Source organism: Agrobacterium bohemicum (assembly GCF_001562555.1).
In the GTDB taxonomy this organism is placed as follows: Bacteria; Pseudomonadota; Alphaproteobacteria; order Rhizobiales; family Rhizobiaceae; genus Agrobacterium; species Agrobacterium bohemicum.
Map to the genome: position 1 here is coordinate 345296 of NZ_KQ961023.1, position 17526 is coordinate 362821.

Below are 17526 nucleotides of genomic sequence, written 5' to 3' on the forward strand. Positions count from 1 at the left end.
AACCTGTTTGCATATTCATTGTGAGTGACCCCAATGCCTCCATCCTCCTCAACCATCATTTCTGCTGCCATGCTCGCTATTGGAGACGAGCTTTTGTCCGGGCGCACCAAGGACAAGAACATCGGCCATCTCGCGGATGTACTGACAATGTCGGGAATCGATCTGAATGAAGTCAGGATCGTGCCGGATGAAGAACCAGCAATCGTAGAAGCGCTGAATGCTTTGCGCGAGCGCTACGACTACGTCTTCACGTCCGGCGGCATCGGCCCGACCCATGACGATATTACCGCAGATGCGGTGTCAGTGGCGTTTGGCTTACCCTGTGAACATGACGCAGAAGCAATGCGCCTTCTCGGCGATATGTATCGTGTCCGCGAAATGGAATTCACGGATGCGCGAAAGAGAATGGCGCGCATGCCGCGTGGCGCGAAGCACATCACCAATCCGGTTTCGGTTGCGCCGGGCTTTATCGTCGAGAACGTCTACGTGATGGCTGGTGTGCCACAGGTGTTCCAAGCCATGCTCGATAACGTCATGCCATCGCTGCGCACCGGGTCCAGAATCCTGTCGCAAGCGGTCAGTTCGCCCTTTGGTGAAGGTGACATCGGAACACCGCTGAGCCTCGTTCAAAAAGCGCATCCAGAAACCAGTATCGGATCCTATCCGAAATATGACGGCCAACGTTTCTCGACAGAGATCGTCGTGCGCGCTCGCGATGCCAGCGCACTCGATGCTGCGGCCCAGGACGTCGCTTCCATGATCGCGACGATCACACGTGAGAAAGCGGCGCGCTCGGCGTGAACTCTTGAGCAGATCAAGCATTTAATATGGTCGGAACACGCGACACCATTTGATCGCAATCAAAGCCTTAAAGTTGGGATCGGAACATTCTGAGAGCTTGAAAAGAGGCGTTGCTTGTCGATTCCGGTGAGTGAGGCTATCACGATGAGGAGTCTGATCATGGGTTACAAGACCATACTGGCAGTGATGGATACGGCGGAAAACGCGCGCAAACTGGGAGAGTTCACAGCGTCCCTGGCCAACACATTCTCATCACATGTCATCGGCCTGCACATGGAATCATTCGCGACTGTTCCCCTGGTCGCGCCTATGGAAATGCCCGACCCTGCAACCGTTCAAGCGGTTCAGGAAGTTGCACATGAGGAAACGATGGATGTTGGCCTGATATTCAAGCAGAAAATAACCGGTGAGAATATTTCGAGCGAGTGGCGTAGTTTCGTTTCGTCGGTGGGATACTCGTCCAACACTGCAATACAAAGCGCCCGTTGTGCAGATATTGTCATTGCAAGGCAGACCAGTTCATCGGCGCTCTCCGACAGCCGTGCCGACCTCGATAACTTCCTCTATGAAATTGGCCGACCGATTTTACTTGTGCCACACGTCCTGGAGCAGCCGAAACCAATCAAACGGGTTTTGGTGGCGTGGAACGGTTCACGCGAGGCAACTCGAGCTACGTTCGACGCCCTGCCCTTTCTGCTTGCGGCTGACAGCGTGGAGATATTCTCGGTTGGTGCGGATGATGATGACACTCAGTCCGGGTCACTGGCAGGGTCAGAGATCGCTTCGACGCTTGCTCGACACGGCATCAATGTCACAGTGACATCGCAGGAAAAAAGTCATGGCGTGTCAGCCGAAAAAGCAATCGAAAACCGCCTTTCGGACAACAGCATCGACCTGCTCGTCATGGGCGCCTACGGCCACTCGCGTTGGTGGGAGATGCTGTTTGGAGGTGTGACCCGCACGCTGCTGGATAAAATGACCGCGCTGACATTGCTGTCACGATAGAACCAGACGCAAAAAAGCCGCCGGATCACTCTGGCGGCTTTTGTATGTCATTCAAAACATATCAGCCGTTGACGACGGCAAGACGCTTTTCGTCGCGACCGCTCTTCATGCGTTCGGACAGTAGGAACGCCAGTTCCAGAGCCTGATCCGCGTTAAGACGCGGGTCGCAATGCGTGTGATAACGATCGGACAAGGAATCCGCAGTCACAGTGCGCGCACCGCCCGTGCATTCGGTTACATCCTTACCGGTCATCTCGATGTGGATGCCGCCCGGATGTGTGCCTTCGGCGCGATGTATCTGGAAGAAGCTTTCGACTTCCGACAGGATACGCTCGAACGGACGTGTCTTGTAGTGGTTCAGCGTAATCGTGTTGCCATGCATCGGGTCGCAGGACCATACGACCTTGCGGCCTTCCTTTTCCACAGCGCGGATAAGCTTTGGCAAACCATCGGCAACCTTGTCATGGCCGAAGCGGCAGATAAGCGTCAAACGACCGGCTTCATTAGAAGGGTTCAGAGCATCGATGAGCTCGATCAGGTTATCGGGCTGCAAAGTAGGGCCACACTTCAAACCAATCGGGTTCTTGATGCCGCGGAAATACTCGACATGCGCGTGGTCCAGCTGGCGGGTACGGTCGCCGATCCACAGCATGTGGCCTGATGTCGCGTACCAATCACCGGAGGTCGAATCGATGCGGGTCAGCGCTTCCTCATAACCAAGCAATAACGCCTCATGGCTGGTGAAGAAATCTGTCTCGCGCAGGCTCGGCTGGTTTTCCGACGTGATACCGATGGCCTTCATGAAGTCCATGGTTTCGGAAATACGGTTAGCAAGCTTACGGTAACGGTCCGCCTGCGGGCTGTCCTTGACGAAGCCGAGCATCCACTGGTGCACGTTCTCAAGGTTGGCATAACCACCCATAGCGAAGGCACGCAGAAGGTTCAGTGTCGCCGCCGACTGGCGATAAGCGTCCAGCTGACGTTCAGGGTTTGGAATGCGCGAAGCTTCGTTGAACTCGATACCGTTGATGATATCACCACGGTAGGATGGCAAGTTGACGCCATCCAGCGTTTCGATGTTGGACGAACGCGGCTTGGCGAACTGACCGGCGATGCGACCGACCTTCACGACGGGAAGCTGCGCGCCATAGGTCAGAACGACGGCCATTTGCAGGAAGGCACGAAAGAAGTCGCGGATGTTATCTGCGCCATGCTCGAGAAAGCTTTCCGCGCAATCACCACCTTGCAGCAGGAATGCTTCGCCTTCGGCAACGCTGGCAAGCTGCTTTTTCAAGCGGCGTGCTTCACCGGCAAACACCAGGGGCGGATAGGTCGCAAGCGTTGCTTCCGTTGCAGCAACTGCAGTCGCATTCGGGTATTCCGGAACCTGCTGGATCGGCTTGTGTCTCCAGCTGCTTGGTGTCCAATTCTGTGCCATTGTGTTCTCGCTTGTGCAGCCGCTTTAGACCAGAGGCAGCAATGTTCCCTGTTAATCGCGCGCTTATAAACACTTTCATACCCGCTTGCAAAGGCGAAGTTCACCAGCAACGTCCCCCTCGATAGTGCTTTTTCGAGCTGAAAATCCAGGCCAGCCATTCAGGCATCGCGAAAACCACAGGGCAGCACGATCCAACCGCGTCGATGGCCAATGGTCCAACGGATCAGCAAGTGTCTTCCCGTCGCTCAACGACCGCATCTGCCGCATACGTTCCATGACGAACATCGTTTCCGGTAACATCTGGTAACCTCTCTTTTTCGGTATCAAGGAGGTATGGCCAGACATAAGGACTTCATAGATACGCAACTGAAAGGGGCATTTCATTCTTGCGCAGGTGCGGCGAATACTGGGTTAGCGTATAGTATCTGAGATCAGCAGGGTAATGGCCGTGAAAGATGTGAACTGGGACGACCTGAAACTATTTCATATTGTTGCCGCGCAAGGTGGCCTCGCTGGCGCGGCTGGCTTGACCGGTACCAGCGCCCCAACAATCGGACGAAGGATGCTTCTTCTCGAGCGGTCGATTGGTCGGACGCTTTTTATCCGTAGCCCACAAGGCTACAGGCTTGCACCTGATGGAATGACATTGTTCGAACGTGTTCAATCCATGCAGAAGGCAGCATCGGATATCAGCCAATGGCACGGCAACGCTTTTTCACTGCCTATCGTCTCTGTAGCGAGCAATATCTGGCTGATGGGTTTCGTGTCAGACAACGCTGCTGTCTTACGTGGGCCGCAAGACCCATTCCGGCTGTGTTGCAAATGCATTACCGAAGATGAAGACCTGACATTTCGCCGCGGTATGGTGGCGATTTTCGACACGGCACCCAAAAACGGAAATTTCGCCGTCCGCAAATCGGTGACGATGACGTATCATGCGTACCGCGCCGCCCACCTCTCTTTCAGCGATGACATGCCCTGGATATCAATCGGAACAGAAGTGGCCGTCTCAGATGCGGAAAAATGGGTATTCCGCAATCACGAGGCCACGATCCACACCTGGACCAATGCGCCGGAGCTGCTGCCGAAGCTGATTGCCAGCGGTGCAGGACGCGGTATCTTGCCGTCATTTCTAGGAGACGCGATGCCGGGTCTCGTTCGCAATGGCGAGGCGATAGAGGAACTGTCTCACCCGCTGTGGCTCACCGTCAACGACGATGATCGGCACACACCGGAAATGAGACTTCTGATAGATCGCCTCGCTGCGCTGTTGAAGCGCAACGAGGCTCTTTTTGATGGTACGCTGGGAGTAGAACGGGACCAAAGCGAAGGTTCGGTTATACCCTTTCACCGTTCTTGACCCGGTAGCTTGGCGTATACATCGTTACCAGCTCTTCGGATGCAGTCGGATGAACCGCCATGGTGGCATCGAAGTCATCCTTGGTGCAGCCCGCCTTTAGCGTAATGCCGAGAAGCTGCGCCATTTCGCCCGCATCGTGGCCGAGAATATGCGCGCCGACCACCTTGCGGTCTGCGGCATTGACGATGAGCTTCATGATCGTTTTTTCCGTGCGGCCGGAAAGTGTCGCCTTCATGGGGCGGAACTGTGCGCGGTAGACTTCGATCTCCTCGAATTTGGCAGCTGCCTCTTCCTCAGACATGCCGACCGTGCCAATTTCCGGCTGGGAGAAAACCGCTGTTGCGATGAGATGGTGATCCGGTTTGGTCGGGTTGTTCCTGAACTCGGTTTCGATGAAGCACATCGCTTCATGGATGGCCACTGGCGTCAGCTGTACCCGGTCGGTGACGTCACCCAACGCGAAGATACTAGGAACATTGGTGCGCGAGTAGTCGTCAACGACGATCGCGCCCCTTTCGTTGACTGTGACACCAGCGTTTTCGAGGCCAAGCCCCTGCGTGTTCGGATCACGCCCCAGCGCTAGCATGACCAGACCGACATTGAGGGAATGGCCCTGCTTGGTGCGCGCAACGAAACCGCCGGCTCCGTCCTTGCTGACCTCCTGAATGACGTCTTCGAGAAGGATGCGGATACCCTTTGCAACCATTGCCTCATGCAGGCCTTCGCGCATGTCCCTGTCGAAGCGTGACAGGATTTCCTTGCCGCGATAGATCAGTGTGGTTTCGACACCCAGACCATGGAAGATATTGGCAAACTCCACAGCAATGTAGCCGCCGCCCGCAATCAGAATGGATTTGGGCAGTTCATCCAGATGGAAAGCATCATTGGAGGAAATCGTCAGCTCGTAACCGGGCAAGGACACGTGCGGATTTGGTGTACCGCCAACGGCAATCACGATACGCTCTGCCGTAACCGTTTGTCCTGACTTCGACAGCTTGATCGTGTGGGCATCGACCAGCTCAGCGCGGCTGTCGAAAATCTCAGCCTTGGCATTCTCAAGTCCCTTGCGATAGAGACCTTCCAGACGATCGATTTCCTTGTCCTTGGCCGCAATCAGCTTTTTCCAGTCGAAGGTACTTGGCCCCACGGTCCAGCCGTAACCGGCAGCATCTTCGAAATGCTCTGGATATTGCGAGGCATAGACGAACAATTTCTTCGGCACGCAGCCTCTTATGACGCAGGTTCCGCCATAGCGGTATTCTTCTGCAATACCGACACGTTTGCCGAGCGAAGCGGCTACACGGGCACTGCGAACACCGCCGGATCCGCCGCCGATAACGAAAAGGTCATAGTCATAAGTTGTCATGGATCAGCCTCTGATGGTGTCGCACACATATAGGTGCTGCACCGCATAAATGAAAAGCCCGGAGTGTGATCCGGGCTTTGAAAAATTCTGAACTTAGCAGAAGTGATCAGGGCTTGGGCTTGGCAGCAGGTGCGGCTGGCGCAGGCACTGTGGATGCGCCCGGCGCACCACCGACGTTGGAATTGTTGGCTGGAAGCGGCTGAAGATCAGCGCCAGCAACCTTCTGAAGTTCCGTCATGCTGGATGTGTTCAGATCGCGGTTGATTCCAGCGGCCCAGATGTCGGCAGCCTTCATCAGTTCGCGGGTAGCGATAGGACCATCCTTCAACAGCTTCTTGCCAGCTTCGCTGCCGTAGAAAGCGGAGATTGCTTTCAGTTCATCAAGCGAAAAAGCGCGCGCATAGGTCAGGGCAGCTTCACGCTCCAGATCGGCGCGGCGCGGCGCAAGTTCAAGCGCCTTGGTATCGACGGTCTCGGTAATTGCGTCCTGAACGTTTGGCGAAGCCTGAATAAGCTCGGCCTTCAGACGCTCTGCGAGACCCGGCAGAATATCATCGAAGCGGTCGGTCACACCAAGCGTACCGATAGCCTGCTTTGCAGCATTGATATGCTCTTCTGAAATTTCCTGCGCACGAACGGCAGTGCCGAATACGATACCGGAAATGAGGATCGAAGCAGCGGCAGCTTTGCCTAGTCCCGCAAGTTTGATCATGAAATCTCTCGCTCCTGTTATATTTTCGCCTGCATTATGCGGGCGCCATCAGGCCCGGCGATAATGGCAAGCGATGCCAGATTAATGAAAAGTCCGTGCTCGACAACACCGGGTATGGTGTTCAGCTCGCGTGCCAGTGCTTCTGCATCAGGAATACGGCCAAAAGATGCGTCGAAAATGAGGTGCCCACCGTCCGTTTTGAAGGGACCGTCTTCAAGAGAACGCAGCTTCAAATCGCCCGAAAGGCCCAGCTTTGAAGCCAGCTTCTCTATGGCGATACAGGTTGCGACCTTGCCGAAAATATTGATCTCGATGGGCAGAGGAAACGCACCGAGTGTATCCACGACCTTTGTCTGGTCTGCGATCACAATGACGCGAGAGGATGCAGCCGCCACGATCTTTTCACGCAATAAAGCGCCACCGCCGCCCTTGATGAGACGCAGGCCATGGTCGACCTCATCCGCACCATCGATGGTCAGGTCCAGTTCAGGCAACTCGTCCAGCGACTTCAACGGAACGCCCAGTTCAACACACAGACGCGCAGTACGCTCCGACGTTGGAACACCCTGAACTCTGAGGCCGGACGATACTTTTTCTGCGAGAAGCCTGACGAATTCCTCTGCGGTGGAACCCGTACCAATACCGAGACGCATTCCGTCTTCGACATAGGACAACGCCGCTTCTGCGGCCTTGATCTTCATTTGGCGGGCATCCATTCGGCTGCAGACTCCGTGTTCTCTCGTCCATAAGCGCGTCGGTCTTTTTTTGGACCTCCTTGCTGGCGTGCTGTTTACACGGGTCGAATAGCAAACGGAAGCCCTTTCGAATAGCGACAAGCAACCGTCCAAAGGTTTCGTTGCAAATGCCTGCGCCTTTGCTTAGCCTTGGCGGACATAGTCAGTTCAACATGAGGCATTCCTTGACATCCACCCTCGTCATATTCGATCTCGACGGCACGCTGGTCGATACCGCTCCCGACCTTATCGACAGCCTGAATTACGCCATTGCCGCAGCCGGTCTCGCACCGACGACCTATGCGGACCTCAAGCATCTTGTCGGCCATGGCGCGCGCGTCATGATCAAGCGGGCTTTCGCCTTGCGCAATACAGAGCTTTCTGACGCCGATCTGGAGCCTCTTTACGAGCGTTTCCTCGACCATTATCTCGAACAGATGCCCGGACAGAGCGTCCCCTACCCCGGCATCGTTTCGGCACTCGACAGATTGACAGCAGCCGGCTTCACTCTGGCCGTTTGCACTAACAAGACGACTGCTCTTGCAATTCCGCTCCTCGAAAAACTAGGCTTGAGCCACTATTTCGCCGCGACGACCTGCGGCGATACATTCGAGTGGCGCAAACCGGACGCGCGGCACATCACCGGCACCATCGAAAAAGCGGGCGGCGATGCTGCCCGGAGCGTAATGGTCGGCGACAGCTTCAACGACATCGCATCCGCCAAGAATGCCAACATCCCCTCAGTGGGCGTCACCTTCGGTTATACGGATGTGCCGATGGTTGAGCTAGCACCTGATGTGATGATCGACAGCTACGACGAGCTGGATGCGACATTGATTGAACGGCTGATTTCGAAGCGGGTTGCTGCGGCCTGATACGCTGATAAATCCTGCAAACCTCTCCTCCGTCATCCTCGGCCTTGTGCCGAGGATCTAATGAACCCCGACATCGAACGTGGTTAGATCCTAGGGACAAGCCGTAGGATGACGGGGAGTTAGGCAAGTAAAATACAAAAACCGCGCAACAAAAAAGCCGCCCAGAAAGGCGGCTTTTTCAATGGATGCTACACGCAGATTAACGCGAGTAGAATTCGACCACGAGGTGTGGTTCCATGACGACTGCGTATGGCACGTCAGCAAGAGCAGGAACGCGAACGAATGTCGCTACCATCTTGTTGTGGTCAACTTCGACGTAGTCAGGAACGTCACGCTCTGCGAGAGCAACGGCTTCGAGAACTGTTACGAGCTGCTTGGACTTCTGACGAACTTCAACAACGTCGCCTGGCTTGCAACGGTAAGAACCGATGTTGACGCGAACGCCGTTAACCGTGACATGGCCATGGTTGACGAACTGGCGAGCAGCGAAAACAGTCGGAACGAACTTTGCGCGGTATACGATCGCGTCCAGACGGGACTCGAGCAGACCGATCAGGTTCTCGGATGTGTCACCCTTGCGACGGTTTGCTTCGTCGTAAGTTGCGCGGAACTGCTTCTCACGAACTTCACCGTAGTAGCCCTTGAGCTTCTGCTTGGCGCGCAGCTGCGTGCCGAAGTCGCTCATCTTGCCCTTGCGGCGCTGACCGTGCTGGCCTGGGCCGTATTCGCGACGGTTTACCGGGGACTTAGGACGACCCCAGATATTTTCGCCCATACGGCGGTCAATTTTATACTTAGACGATTCGCGCTTGCTCATCGTATTTCCTTTCAGAACGCTACACCGGTTTGTTACCAAACCGGATCAAGGAAACACGCCCTCCTCTGAGGTCCCGTTTTAGGACCTCTGACAGGTTTCTCACATTTGCGTACGGAGAAGCCACGGGACATGTCGGTGATGTCGATTGCCGAACGTCGTTCAAGAACCACAGGGCAACCAACTAAATACACCGAGCATTGCTGCCCGGTGTTGAGCGGCTTCTAGACACATCTCACAAATTTGTCAAACACGCCTGTCTGATTTTTTATTGCTATCGCCCTTGAAATGCAGTTGTGCCACATTATTTCCCGTCCGTGATCAGGACTCGGGCCCCTCTGGCGTACTACCGGACAATACGCGATGTCGAGTCTCTTAAGGTTGGGGCCACGTCTATGTCTATCACACGTTCCCCATCCGAAAAGCCAACCTCGTCCGGCCAAAGGTTGACTGATGGACTTTCTCCTCATTGATTTTCTCGGCACCCCCACATGGATGTGGGCTGTCTTCATTTCTCTCGTATTAGGTTTGCTGGCGCTCGATCTGGGCGTCCTGCATAAGAACTCCAAGGAAATCGGCATCCGCGAAAGCATGCTGATGTCCACCTTCTATATTGGTATTGGCTTGGCCTTCGGTGGCTGGATCTGGTATCAGTCCGGCCAACAGTCTGCGATGGAATACGTCACCGGCTTCGTGGTCGAAAAGAGCCTTGCGATGGACAATATCTTCATCATCGCGATGATCTTTTCCTACTTTGCCATTCCTCGCCAGTATCAGCACCGCGTGCTGCTCTGGGGTATTCTCGGCGTGATCGTCCTGCGTGGTATCATGATTGCCGCAGGCGCCGCGATCGTCGAAAACTTCCACTGGGTGCTTTATATTTTCGCGGCATTTCTGGTGTTCACCGGCCTCAAGATGCTGTTTTCGTCAGACCACGATGAAAACGATATCGGCAACAACAAGATATTGAAGTTCCTGCGCCGTCACCTACCGGTGACGAATGCGCTGCACGGCGAAAAATTCATCGTCAAGGAAGTCGATGAAAAGACCGGCAAGCTAAAGACCTTTGTCACGCCGCTATTCCTCGCGCTGATTATGGTCGAAATTGCCGACCTTATCTTTGCGGTCGATTCGATCCCGGCGATCTTTGCGATCACGACAGACCCGTTCATCGTCTACACGTCGAACATCTTCGCGATTCTTGGTCTGCGTGCGCTCTACTTCGCACTGGCTGCCCTGATCCACCGTTTTGCTTATCTGAAATATGCGCTGGCTGCGGTTCTGGTCTTCGTCGGTTCGAAAATCTTCCTGGCCGACATGCTGGGCATCGCCAAGATCCCGCCTGCCCTATCGCTTGGCGTAACGGTCGCTATCCTCGTGACGGGCGTGGTCGGTTCCCTGCTCGCGACCCGCAATGAAACGAAGACAATAGAATAAGCTGTATGTGAAGGCGGTGAAAGCCGCCTTCATACACTACTCGGCTGCAAATTTCGCAATATCCTCAGCCGCATCCGCATCTCCGGGTGCGGTTTTTGCGTCGAGATCGGGGAAGGCAACGATTCGTTTGCCGGAGAAATCGGCATGCACGACGACGAGTTCCTTCTCCTCGAAATAACCAAGCAACATGCGTGCCCGCCGCGCTGAATGCGTGCCATAAGCACGGGCGATCCGGGCGTCTGAAGGGCAAGGCTCTCCACTGAGTGCGGACTTGACCAGTAACAGGAAGACGCTCTGCAAATCGTCGGAGACATTCTTCGAAAGCGCCAGTGCCTTCTGCCAGTCCTCGCTTGCCGCCATCTCGGCATCCACACCGGAGCGGGTGATGGCCACTTGGCGACGGAATTCCGACAGCGCCATGGGCGTTCCGGGAATGCGGCGCATGCGGGCGCGCACCAGAAACTCCTGATAGAGCACGGCATCGGTGCGATAGGCCGATTGCGGATCGTCCATGATCTCGGAAAGCACGGCAGAGATTTTTTCGTCCCGTTCTTCCGCGGACATCTCCGGCTGGCTGCTGCGCTGTGGCTGTTGCGGCTCCGGCCCGCCAATGGCAGGCGTGGAGCGCGAAAGCTCTGCCAGAATATCCGTCGTCGGGCGTGGCGCCGGTGGTGTGCGGCGCACGGGACCCCGTGTGAACTCGTCCGGGTCAGGCGTAAAAATCAGCTCTTCCACATCCTGCGGCGAATCCGGCAGCGGCATCAGCTTTGGCGAAGACGAACGCGCGGATGTTTCGACAGCACCGATGATGATGGGTAGAGGACGGCGAGAGAGCGCTGGCCCAAGCGCCACGAAATTGCCGCGCTGCAAATCGCGGAACATTTCCGCCTGACGGCGGTCCATGCCGAGCAGATCTGCCGCACGTGCCATATCGATATCGAGAAAGGTGCGGCCCATAAGGAAGTTCGACGCCTCGGCAGCGACGTTCTTGGCGAGTTTTGCCAGACGCTGCGTGGCGATGACGCCTGCCAGACCGCGTTTTCGGCCACGGCACATGAGGTTCGTCATCGCACCCAGCGACATCTTGCGGGCATCTTCCGTCACTTCGCCGGCCACTGATGGAGCAAACATCTGCGCCTCGTCCACGACAACGAGAACCGGATACCAGAACTCTCTGTCAGCATCGAACAGGCCGTTTAGGAAGGCAGCGGCAGCTCGCATCTGCTGTTCGACGTCGAGACCTTCAAGCGTCAGAACACATGACACGCGGTGCTGGCGGATACGGTTGGCGATGCCGGACAACTCGCCTTCCGTGCGCTCGCCATCGACAACCACATGGCCAAACTTGTCTGCAAGCGTAACGAAGTCGCCTTCGGGGTCGATGATGACCTGCTGCACCCACGGGGCGGATTGCTCAAGCAATCTGCGCAGGAGATGCGATTTGCCGGAACCGGAATTGCCCTGCACCAGCAAACGTGTGGCAAGCAATTCTTCAATATCGAGCTTGGCTGGCTGCCCGCCCGATAGGGTTCCCATGTCGATATCGACCTGCAATGTCAAAGCTTCCCTGCACTGTGAATGGATATGGCCGATTCTCCAAGGAGACGGCGAACACGTCCTTTAGCAAACATTTTGGTCATTTCCCTGCCTGATAAAGACAATGCACAGGGAATTGAACATTATGAACGCGCAGACCTGAAACGCCCGAAGGAAATGCGCCGCCCGAAGACGTTGAGCGCCAGACCTGCAACGACCAGGCTGCTGCCGATGATTTCGAAAAGGGTGATTTCCTCATTGAATGCAAAGTAGGCACCCAGAAACCCCACGATCGGCACCAGTAATGAAAAGGGTGCAACCGTTCCGGCCGGATAACGTGACAGCAGATAGCTCCAGATGCCAGCGCCAACGATGGTTGCGCCATACGCCATGTAGATCACAACCATCGCCGTCATCGGCGACGCAAGGGCAAGCCCCTCCGCGATGGCTTGAGGGCCTTCGATCACCAACGACAAGATGACCAGTGGCAGCACTGGCACAAGGCTGGTCCAGGCGATAAAGGACACGGCATTGACGCGCCCGACCTTGCGATTGACGATATTGCCGATCGCCCAGCTGAATGCCGCACCGACGCACATCAGAAGCGGCACCATCGCGGTAATGTTCAATCGCTCAAGACCAATGACGGCCAAGCCGCCGAAGGCAACTGCGGCACCTGCAATATGAGATTTCAGAGGGATTTCGCCCAGCAGCGTTACCGCTAATGCCATGGTGAAAAACGCTTGCGATTGCATGACCAGTGATGCCAACCCGGCGGGCAGCCCCCACTTGATGGCGGTATACAACAGCCCGAACTGCGCGCAGCCCATAACCATGCCGTAGACGACCATATGTTTCCAAGGCACCTTGGGACGCGGCAGAAAGAAGACCAGTGGAACGGCGGCAAAGAAGTATCGCAACGCCGTCAGGAACAGCGGCGGCATATCCATGACGCCCACCTTGATCACCACGAAATTGAAGCCCCACAAAAACACGGTAATGAGGGCGAGAAAGATGTGCGGCACTGCCATTTTGTTTTTATCCAATCGGGCGCCGCACAAGATTGCAGCGTGGTTAGCCGGCGGAGCGCCTCCAACCCATGGTCAACAGGCCAGCCCCGATCAGCAGGCCGCCGCCCGTACGGTTGACGATGCGCTGAACTTTTGGCTTGCGAATGGAATTGCGGGCCGCACTTGCCATCAACCCATAAAGAGCCGCGTTGCAGGTGGCAAGCACAAGGAACGTCACTTCGAAGATCATCACCTGCGGCCAGAATGGCAGCGATGGCGTCAAAAACTGCGGCAGGAACGCCACGAAGAAGATGATGCTCTTCGGGTTCAAGGCTGTGACGATATAGGTGTGAAGGAAGATTTTAAGCGGACGTTCCTTGCCTGTGGCTTCAGACCTTCCAGCGCCCTCACTGCTCACCGGCGCGCGCCACAACTTGAAGCCGAGGTAAATCAGATAGGCGGCACCAACCCATTTCAACACGGTGAACAGCGCAGCTGAAGTCACCAGCAGCGCACCCAGCCCCAGCATGGACGCCGTCATCGCTGTAAAGTCCCCCAGCGCCACGCCAGCAACGGTTGCCGAACTCGCCTTGCGGCCATGGCCGAGCGCGTAAGAGATAACAAGCAGAATAGTCGGACCGGGAATGGCGAGCATTACGGCAGATGCGGCCACAAAGGCCAACCAGTTTTCAAAAGGCATTTTGAAGTTCCCTGATGATGATAATTTGGAGCAAGCCACCAAGCCGGACCTATGTCAATCAATGCCATCTGGCCCGGCGCTGGCGCGTTTCAAGGCGTTGGTATCGGCTTCAGCACGAGAGCCATAAGCACCTCGTCATGGTAGCTTTGCCCGATCTTCAGGGCGCGCTTCTCAAAGCCGTATTGCTCAAAACCCATTTTGAGATAGAGATTATAGGCAGCCACGTTCGATGCTCCGACGACGATGGTGACCTCCTCGACAATCGGCCCTGCATAGTCCAACACGTGTTTGATCAATGCAGCACCAATACCCGAGCCTCGCATATCTGGCCGCACATACATGCCCCAAATCGCGCCTTTGTGTTTGGTCTTTGACGCCGTGGGGATACGTAATCCAACCGCGCCTATCAACGCACCCGTGCCGGCACGGCGAGCGCCGAAGACGGCTCCTCCATTGAGGCGCTGTGCAAAATCCTCGACGGACAACAGTGATTCGTCGTCGAGCGAGGCACCGAAGGATTCCGGATTGTTGAAAAGGCCCTCCAAACGAAGATCGCGATAGTCTGCGGCATCCGCGCCCGACAGTTTGTTTATAGCAAATTGCATAGCAACCTCGATTTTTGACGCATATCACTTAAAAGGCTCCCCGCCGATAACAGGGCGGAGAGGCCTGACCATCAAAACCGTGGATACCAGGGTGGTATCAATGACTGATATGGCAAAGGTTTTTCAACAGGCAGACCGATATCACGACGCATGTAGTCTGACAGATGAGACACATGAGCCCGTGTTTGCTGACGTCGCCATGCGACAAACAGCATGGCCTTCACCGTGGTCCATGCTCCGAACTGGCTGAACAGTTCATCAACCGCTTCGGAAACGTTATTTACACGTAAAGATTGCTCTTTAGACATAGGAAGTCCGTCCCGGCGCGATCAAGCGACCAGGTCCTTTCATGATGGGAAAAGACGTGCGGGTACGACGGACACAGCTTGACGCTGCGACAACTACAAGACGACCGACACGTATGGATAAGAGTTAGAAGGCCTGTAAAGGCTGGGGAAAAGCTTAGACAGCGATTCCACGTCGAACAGATGGCATAATATTTGCGGTCATAACCGAAGCCATAAGTCGAACCACGCCAAAGAGGCCATGATAATTGAATGTGTTCATTACTACGCCTCCTGAGTTTGAGTTGCGGGCCTGATTTTTATGACACCGCTTCGATTCGATTTCAATAGGTTCAATCTCGAATTGCATCGAAGCATATTCATTGATGCAAAAACGCAACAATCTGCTTCGGGCGCCTATGACGTTGCGATTTTCAAACCAAATCCCTGCATCAGCCTTCGGGTGGTGAAATCAACTTGACCGGAGGTGAAGATAGCAAAATCGAAACCATCCGGATGCTCCGCACCGTGGATCAGTTCCACCTTGCGTCTTGCCTGTCGCGCAATTGCCTCTGCGGGGTCCAGCCAATCGACCGGCCATGGAGCAAGCCTGCGGAACACGTTGGCCAGGAAAGGATAATGCGTGCAGGCCAGCACAACAATATCCGTGCGTTTACCATCGGCCTCGATGAAGCACGGCGATATTTCAGCGAGCACGGCCTCATCGGAAACCGGTTCTCCTCTGATCCATGCCTCGGACATACGGGCCAGATTTTCAGATCCCACCAGACGCACATGGCACTGCGATGCAAACGACTGGATGAGGTCACGCGTATAGGCACGCTTGACGGTACCAGGTGTCGCCAGCACCGAGACGAGACCGGAACGGGTGCGTTCTGCCGCGGGTTTGATTGCGGGAACAGTGCCAACAAAGGTCATATCCGGAAATTTGGCTCGCAGGGCCGCACCCGCCAGCGTAAAGGCAGTGTTACAGGCAACGATGCAGATTTCCGGTTGGTGGGTTTCGATCAAACGCCCGAACAGGGCAAGAAGCCGCTCCGTCAACGCGCTTTCTTCCCATCCGCCATAGGGAAAACCCGCATCATCAGCGACATAGATAAAGCCCCGCTCGGGCATCAGCACCCTAGCTTCACGCAAAACGGTCAGACCACCGATGCCGCTGTCGAGAACAAGTACCGGCTTGAGTGTTGGCTGCACCATATCACGTGTCGTTGCGGTCATCTTCCTTCTTGCTCCCCTCAGCATATGGACCATTGCTGCCGCGTGGCGTCTGGCGACCATATTTATCGAATGTGCCGAAAACGCCACGTAACACGCTGATTTCCTGGGATGTCAACGCCCGACGCGAAAGAACGGCGCGCAGGTTCTCGATCATGCGCTGCCTCTTACCTTCGGGGCGAAAATAGCCACGCGCATTCAACGCTTCTTCCATCTGGTCGAACAGCCCATAAAGCTGCTCTTTCGTCGCCTGCTGCTGTTCCAGCGGCTCAAACGACGTTTCGCTCACGTCATCCATGCTGGACTTCATCCACTCATAAGACATCAGCAGCACGGCTTGCGCAATGTTCAGCGAAGCAAAAGCGGGGTTGACCGGGAAGGTCACGATCTCATCGGCCAGCGCCACCTCTTCGTTGGTCAAGCCCCAGCGCTCGCGACCAAACAGTATACCGGTCTTCTCGCCGGACTTGAATTTTGTGCGCAGGGTTTCTGCAGCAACCACAGGCGCACGCACCGGCTTGAAACCGTAACGCTCCCGCGCCGTGGTGGCATATGTGAACTGGAGGTCGGCCGTCGCTTCCTCAATGGTGTCGAAGACCCGCGTATGGTCGATGACGTGATCGGCTTTCGATGCCGCAGAACGGGCTTTCTCGCTCGGCCAGCCATCCCTCGGGTTGACCAGCCGCAGTTCCGCAAGACCGAAATTGGCCATGGCACGGGCCACCATGCCGATGTTTTCACCGAGTTGAGGTTCGACCAGAATGATCGCCGGGCCTTCTGCCAAAAGCTGAAGCTCGCTATTCGTGCCTGCCATGTTCGCCTTCCGATTTTTAGGCTTCACTGGCATAGATTTCACGACAAATCAAAGGCAGGCGCGGCGGATGACCGCATTATTCGCCCTTGATGATGTTTGCCATCTCTTGAAGCAGCGAATCCCTACCCTCGTCACCCACGCGGTGAATATCGTTGATCACTGGCTTGCCGTCTTCTTCGACAACATCGAAATTCACCTGATCGACCGTCGCCTTCATCTCGGCCTCGTCCATACAGGCCCAAAGCTTGAACTTGACGGTAACATCGGTCATTCCGTCTTTAGGCGGCGCAGGCGTAATGGTGACATCCTGCAACGGGCAGCCATCTTGCGAATTGGTGACGACATCATAACCGAACGGATCGCCCTTATCGCTATTCTCGACGTCAGAGGCAGGTTTTTTGGATGCTTCGCGGTACTGCGACGCGAAGGTCTTGCTGAACAATGTGCTCAGCAGATCCTCATCAAAAATGTATTTCCAATCATCCGCTTCGCCGGACCAGTTCTTGACGGTAATGTCCATCACCTTCTTGACCGGTTCTGTAGGGTCGGCTGCAAAGGCATTGCAGGAGAAAAGAAGGGCGGCGGTCGTGGCGAGCAGAGTTTTCCGCATAATGATGTCCTGAAGCAGAGCTTACCGAGTTAAGCGATTCGTCCGGACTTTAATTCGCCATTGCGTTTTGGCAATGCGCTTCCGGTTGTTTTAGAAAGTCCAAAAAAGCATGTGCATGGCTTTGCCTTGCGCGCTCACGATGCTATAGCGCCACGGGATATTTTTTGCATATCGCGCCCTCCCGGC

General features: G+C 55.5%; 18 protein-coding genes. 5 read left to right on the plus strand and 13 right to left on the minus strand.

Translation table 11 applies throughout. The features are described from left to right. Positions 1-33 precede the first annotated feature (33 nt). Entirely contained in the window at positions 34-801 is a 768-nt protein-coding gene (locus ATO67_RS01645; protein WP_067643382.1) for a competence/damage-inducible protein A, read from the plus strand. A 159-nt stretch (positions 802-960) separates the two neighbouring features. Continuing rightward, positions 961-1806, plus strand: a complete 846-nt coding sequence (locus ATO67_RS01650; RefSeq protein WP_067643385.1) for a universal stress protein — start codon at positions 961-963, stop codon at positions 1804-1806. A 61-nt stretch (positions 1807-1867) separates the two neighbouring features. On the opposite strand, the gene ATO67_RS01655 is transcribed toward ATO67_RS01650, so the two are convergent. Then, entirely contained in the window at positions 1868-3244 is a 1377-nt protein-coding gene (locus tag ATO67_RS01655) for a class II 3-deoxy-7-phosphoheptulonate synthase (RefSeq protein ID WP_067643387.1), read from the minus strand. Between the two features lie 448 nt (positions 3245-3692). Here ATO67_RS01655 and ATO67_RS01660 point away from each other — a divergent pair, with 448 nt between their 5' ends. After that, a complete protein-coding gene (locus ATO67_RS01660; RefSeq protein WP_067644208.1) occupies positions 3693-4604 on the plus strand; it encodes a LysR family transcriptional regulator in 912 nt (303 codons plus the stop codon). Here the strand turns inward: ATO67_RS01660 and gor are convergent. From gor to rpiA, 3 genes are all read right to left on the minus strand, one after another. Beyond that, positions 4582-5970 carry a glutathione-disulfide reductase gene (gene gor / locus ATO67_RS01665; RefSeq protein WP_067643390.1) on the minus strand — a complete coding sequence of 463 codons (1389 nt, stop codon included), beginning with the start codon at positions 5968-5970 and terminating at the stop codon, positions 4582-4584. The genes ATO67_RS01660 and gor overlap by 23 nt on opposite strands. Positions 5971-6076: 106 nt before the next feature. Next, positions 6077-6682: a DUF2059 domain-containing protein gene (locus ATO67_RS01670; protein WP_067643393.1), complete on the minus strand. Its 606-nt coding sequence runs from the start codon at positions 6680-6682 to the stop codon at positions 6077-6079. A gap of 17 nt (positions 6683-6699) precedes the next feature. Beyond that, positions 6700-7398 (minus strand): ribose-5-phosphate isomerase RpiA, encoded by a 699-nt coding sequence (rpiA, locus tag ATO67_RS01675; RefSeq protein ID WP_067643396.1) that lies wholly within the window; start codon positions 7396-7398, stop codon positions 6700-6702. Positions 7399-7589: 191 nt separating this feature from the next. On the opposite strand from rpiA, the gene gph reads away from it, so the two are divergent. Then, positions 7590-8291: a phosphoglycolate phosphatase gene (gene gph, locus ATO67_RS01680; protein ID WP_067643399.1), complete on the plus strand. Its 702-nt coding sequence runs from the start codon at positions 7590-7592 to the stop codon at positions 8289-8291. A gap of 199 nt (positions 8292-8490) precedes the next feature. On the opposite strand, the gene rpsD is transcribed toward gph, so the two are convergent. Then, positions 8491-9108, minus strand: coding sequence for a 30S ribosomal protein S4 (rpsD, locus tag ATO67_RS01685; RefSeq protein ID WP_067643402.1), 618 nt, complete (start codon positions 9106-9108; stop codon positions 8491-8493). Positions 9109-9558: 450 nt separating this feature from the next. On the opposite strand from rpsD, the gene ATO67_RS01690 reads away from it, so the two are divergent. Continuing rightward, complete coding sequence (locus ATO67_RS01690) at positions 9559-10542, plus strand: TerC family protein (RefSeq protein WP_067643404.1); 984 nt, start codon at positions 9559-9561, stop codon at positions 10540-10542. A gap of 36 nt (positions 10543-10578) precedes the next feature. Here the strand turns inward: ATO67_RS01690 and ATO67_RS01695 are convergent, their stop codons facing one another. The 8 genes from ATO67_RS01695 to ATO67_RS01725 all read right to left on the minus strand — a co-directional run bounded on the left by ATO67_RS01695 (position 10579) and on the right by ATO67_RS01725 (position 17340). Then, positions 10579-12096 carry a helicase HerA domain-containing protein gene (locus ATO67_RS01695; protein ID WP_067644210.1) on the minus strand — a complete coding sequence of 506 codons (1518 nt, stop codon included), beginning with the start codon at positions 12094-12096 and terminating at the stop codon, positions 10579-10581. Between the two features lie 125 nt (positions 12097-12221). Then, positions 12222-13109 (minus strand): EamA family transporter, encoded by an 888-nt coding sequence (locus ATO67_RS01700; protein ID WP_067643407.1) that lies wholly within the window; start codon positions 13107-13109, stop codon positions 12222-12224. Positions 13110-13152: 43 nt separating this feature from the next. Beyond that, positions 13153-13788 (minus strand): LysE family translocator, encoded by a 636-nt coding sequence (locus ATO67_RS01705; protein WP_067643410.1) that lies wholly within the window; start codon positions 13786-13788, stop codon positions 13153-13155. 89 nt (positions 13789-13877) lie between these two features. Beyond that, positions 13878-14393: a GNAT family N-acetyltransferase gene (locus tag ATO67_RS01710; RefSeq protein WP_067643413.1), complete on the minus strand. Its 516-nt coding sequence runs from the start codon at positions 14391-14393 to the stop codon at positions 13878-13880. Between the two features lie 71 nt (positions 14394-14464). After that, positions 14465-14701, minus strand: coding sequence for a DUF1127 domain-containing protein (locus ATO67_RS22215; protein ID WP_082760113.1), 237 nt, complete (start codon positions 14699-14701; stop codon positions 14465-14467). 393 nt (positions 14702-15094) lie between these two features. Next, positions 15095-15898: a glutamate racemase gene (murI, locus tag ATO67_RS01715; RefSeq protein ID WP_425352175.1), complete on the minus strand. Its 804-nt coding sequence runs from the start codon at positions 15896-15898 to the stop codon at positions 15095-15097. Between the two features lies 1 nt (position 15899). Continuing rightward, on the minus strand, positions 15900-16730 hold the full coding sequence (locus tag ATO67_RS01720) for an RNA methyltransferase (RefSeq protein ID WP_067643419.1): 831 nt from the start codon (positions 16728-16730) through the stop codon (positions 15900-15902). A gap of 76 nt (positions 16731-16806) precedes the next feature. Continuing rightward, entirely contained in the window at positions 16807-17340 is a 534-nt protein-coding gene (locus tag ATO67_RS01725; protein ID WP_067643422.1) for a hypothetical protein, read from the minus strand. Between the last annotated feature and the right edge of the window lie 186 nt (positions 17341-17526).